This window comes from Pseudomonas sp. RIT-PI-S, from assembly GCF_025642975.1.
GTDB lineage: Bacteria > Pseudomonadota > Gammaproteobacteria > Pseudomonadales > Pseudomonadaceae > Aquipseudomonas.
The window spans coordinates 1-3,565 of sequence record NZ_JANZKJ010000028.1 but is presented as its reverse complement, the minus strand read 5'-3'; the positions used below and the strand labels follow the sequence as shown (position 1 = coordinate 3,565).

Genomic DNA, 3,565 nt, shown 5'->3' with positions numbered 1-3,565 from the left:
GCTGGCGGCGCTGGTGACGCACTGTGTGGCGCCTGGCAATGCCGGGGTGACGCCGTCCGACTTCCCGCTGGCGAAGCTGAGCCAAGCCCAACTGGATGCGCTACCCATCGCCGCGGCCGAGCTGGAGGACCTTTACCCGCTGTCGCCGATGCAGCAGGGCATGCTGTTCCATAGCCTCTACGAGCAGGGCAGTGGCGATTATGTGAACCAGCTGCAAGTGAGCATCGACGGGCTGGACCCGGCGCGCTTCGAGCAGGCCTGGCAGCAGGCGCTGGCGGCACACGCCGCCCTGCGCAGTGCGTTCTTCTGGACCGATAGCCTGCCCACGCCGGTGCAGGCCGTGCAGCGCCAGGCGCCGCTGCCGGTGAGGGTAGTCGACGGCAATGCCGCGCAGTTGCACGAGCTGGCCGAGGCCGAGCGCAGCCAAGGCTTCAACGTACAGGCCGCGCCGCTGTTGCGCTTGCTGCTGGTGCGCCTGGGCGAAGATCGCCATTGGCTGATTTTCACCAGCCATCACCTGTTGCTCGACGGCTGGAGCACCTCGCGCCTGCTCGGCGAGGTGCTGCAGCGTTACGCCGGCGAAGCGCCGGCCGCCGCCAGCGGGCAATACCGCGACTACATTGCCTGGTTGCAGCGCCAAAACGGTGCCGCCGCTGAGGCGTTCTGGAAGCGCCGCCTGGCGCAACTGGAAAGCCCCACGCGGCTGGCCCAGGCGTTGCCGGCCGGCCCGGCGGGTGCCAGCGGCCAAGCCGCGCACAGCTGCCGCCTGGAGCGCGCCGCCACCGACCGGCTGCACGCCGTGGCGCGGCGCTGCCAGGTCACCCTCAACACCTTGGTGCAGGGTGCCTGGGCCTTGCTGCTGCAACGTTACAGCGGTCAGGCGACGGTGTGCTTCGGTGCCACGGTCGCTGGCCGGCCCACAGACTTGCCCGGCGCCGAAGAACAGATCGGCCTGTTCATCAACACGCTGCCGGTGATCACCGAGCCGCCACTGACCCAAGCCTTGAAGGGCTGGCTGCAGGCGTTGCAGCAAGACAACCTGGCCATGCGCGAGCATGAACACACCCCGTTGTATGAGATCCAGCGCTGGGCCGGGCAGGGCGGCGAGCCCTTGTTCGACAGCCTGCTGGTGTTCGAGAACTACCCCGTGGCCGAGGCCTTGGCCCAGGCGCCGGCCGGCTTGCGCTTCGGCGAGGTGATCACCCGCGAACAGACCAACTATGCGTTGACCCTGGGGGTGAACCTTGGCGAGTGCCTGGACCTGCACCTGGCCTACCCCTGCGCCGCGTTCAGTACCCAGGGCGTGCAGGCCCTGGCAGCGCAGCTGTGCTCGTTGTTGCAGCGCTTCGAGCAGCACCTGGAACAGCCGGTGGCTACCCTGGGCCTGCTGGATAGCGAGGCGCTGGGCGCTGTGCTGGCGGCCAACGCGCCACGGCCTTATCCCTTCGAGCAGGCGGTGCACCAGCGCATCGCTGCCTGGGCCATGGCCGCGCCCGAGCGCACCGCGCTGATCTGCAACGGTCAGACGACCTCCCGTGGCGCCTTGGAGGCGCAGGCCAACCGCCTGGCCAACTGGCTGGTGGCCGAAGGCGTGGGCCCGGAAGTGCGGGTGGCGGTGGCGCTGCCGCGTGGTGAGTTGCAGCTGTGCGCACTGCTGGCGGTGCTCAAGGCCGGCGGCGCCTATGTGCCGCTGGACACCCAATACCCCCGCGAGCGCCTGGCCTACCTGCTGGAAGATTCCGGCAGTGCCTTGCTGCTCAGCGTGGCCAGCCTGGCCGAGCAGTTGCCGTTGCCGCTGGGCGGGCGGCTGCTGGCGCTGGACAGCCTCGACCTGGCCACCTGGCCGGCGCAACCGCCGCAGGTGACGGTAAGCGCGGACACCCTGGCGTATGTGATCTACACCTCCGGCTCCACCGGCCAGCCCAAGGGCGTGGCGGTGGCGCACGGGCCGCTGGCGATGCATTGCCAGGCCATTGGCGAGCGCTACGAAATGCGCGAGGCCGACTGCGAGCTGCACTTCATGTCGTTCGCCTTCGACGGCGCCCATGAGCGTTGGCTGACCGCCCTGACCCACGGCGCCCGCCTGCTGGTGCGCGACGACCAGCTGTGGACCGCCGAGCACACCTACCAGGCGATGCATGAGCATGGGGTGACCGTGGTCGCCTTCCCGCCGGCCTATTTGCAGCAGTTGACCGAGCATGCCGAGCGCGTGGGCAACCCACCGCCGGTGCGCATCTATTGCTTCGGCGGCGATGCGGTGCCACGCGCCAGCTACGAGCGCACCCGCAACGCCCTTCGCCCAGACGCCATCATCAACGGCTATGGCCCCACCGAAACCGTGGTCACGCCGTTGATCTGGAAGGCCGACCGCGAGACCCAGTGCGACGCCCCTTATGCGCCCATCGGCAGCCGCATCGGCGACCGCAGCGCCTACGTGCTCGATGCGCAACTCAACCCACTGCCCACGGGCGCCATCGGCGAGCTGTACCTGGGCGGCCAAGGGCTGGCCCGGGGGTACCTGGACCGCCCGGGCCTGACCGCCGAGCGCTTCGTGGCGGACCCCTTCAGCGCGGGCGGGCGCCTGTACCGCACCGGCGACCTGGTGCGGCTGCGCGCCGACGGCAGCTTCGAATACCAGGGCCGGGTCGACCACCAAGTGAAAATTCGCGGTTTCCGTATCGAGCTGGGCGAAGTGGAAGCCAGCCTGTTGCGCCAGCCGGGGGTACGCGAGGCGGTTGCCGTGGCCCGCGCCACCGAGCAGGGGCGCCAGCTGGTGGGCTACCTCACCCCCAACTGGCCCGGCGAGGATCCGCGCGAGGCGGCGTTCGCCGCGCTGCGCGAGCAATTGCCCGCTTACATGGTGCCTGCCGCGCTGGTGCTGCTTGACACGCTTCCGCTGACCCCCAACGGCAAGGTGGACCGCAAGGCCCTGCCCGCGCCGGACCTGGCCGAACGCCGGCAAGCCTATCGGGCGCCGGCTACGCCCATGGAAGCGATGCTGTTGCCGCTGTGGCAAGCGGTGCTGGGCCAGCCGGCACTGGGGGTGACGGACGACTTCTTCGCCCTAGGCGGGGATTCGATCATCTCCATCCAGCTGGTGAGCCGCGCGCGCGCCGCCGGCATCCAGTTCACCCCCAAGGACCTGTTCCAACATCCCACCGTGCAAGCCCTGGCGCGGGTTGCCCAACGCGGCGAAGCGCGGCAGGTCGACCAGGGCCCGGTAAGCGGCATCACGCCGTTGCTGCCGTTCCAGCAGTACTTCTTCGAGCAGCCCATCCCCAACCGTCAGCACTGGAACCAGGCGCTGCTGCTGCAACCGCGCGAGGTGCTGCGCGGTGAGGCGCTGGCCGTGGCCCTGGATGCGTTGGTGGCGCACCACGACGCCCTGCGCCTGGTGTTCCGCGAGGGCCCCGAAGGCTGGCAGGGCGAGCACCAGCCTGCGGCGCGGCCCAACCTGCTGTGGCAGGTGGAAGTCAGTGACAGTGCAGCCTTGGAAGCGCTCTGCGAAGACGCCCAGCGCAGCCTCACCCTGAGCGAAGGCCCGCTGCTGCGCGCGGTGCTGGCG

1 protein-coding gene is annotated in these 3,565 nt (G+C 69.9%); it reads left to right on the top strand.

Translation table 11 applies throughout. From position 1 onward, the window contains the following. The coding region (locus tag OGL93_RS22040) for an amino acid adenylation domain-containing protein (RefSeq protein ID WP_263265148.1) at positions 1-3,565 on the top strand (3,565 nt) is incomplete at both ends.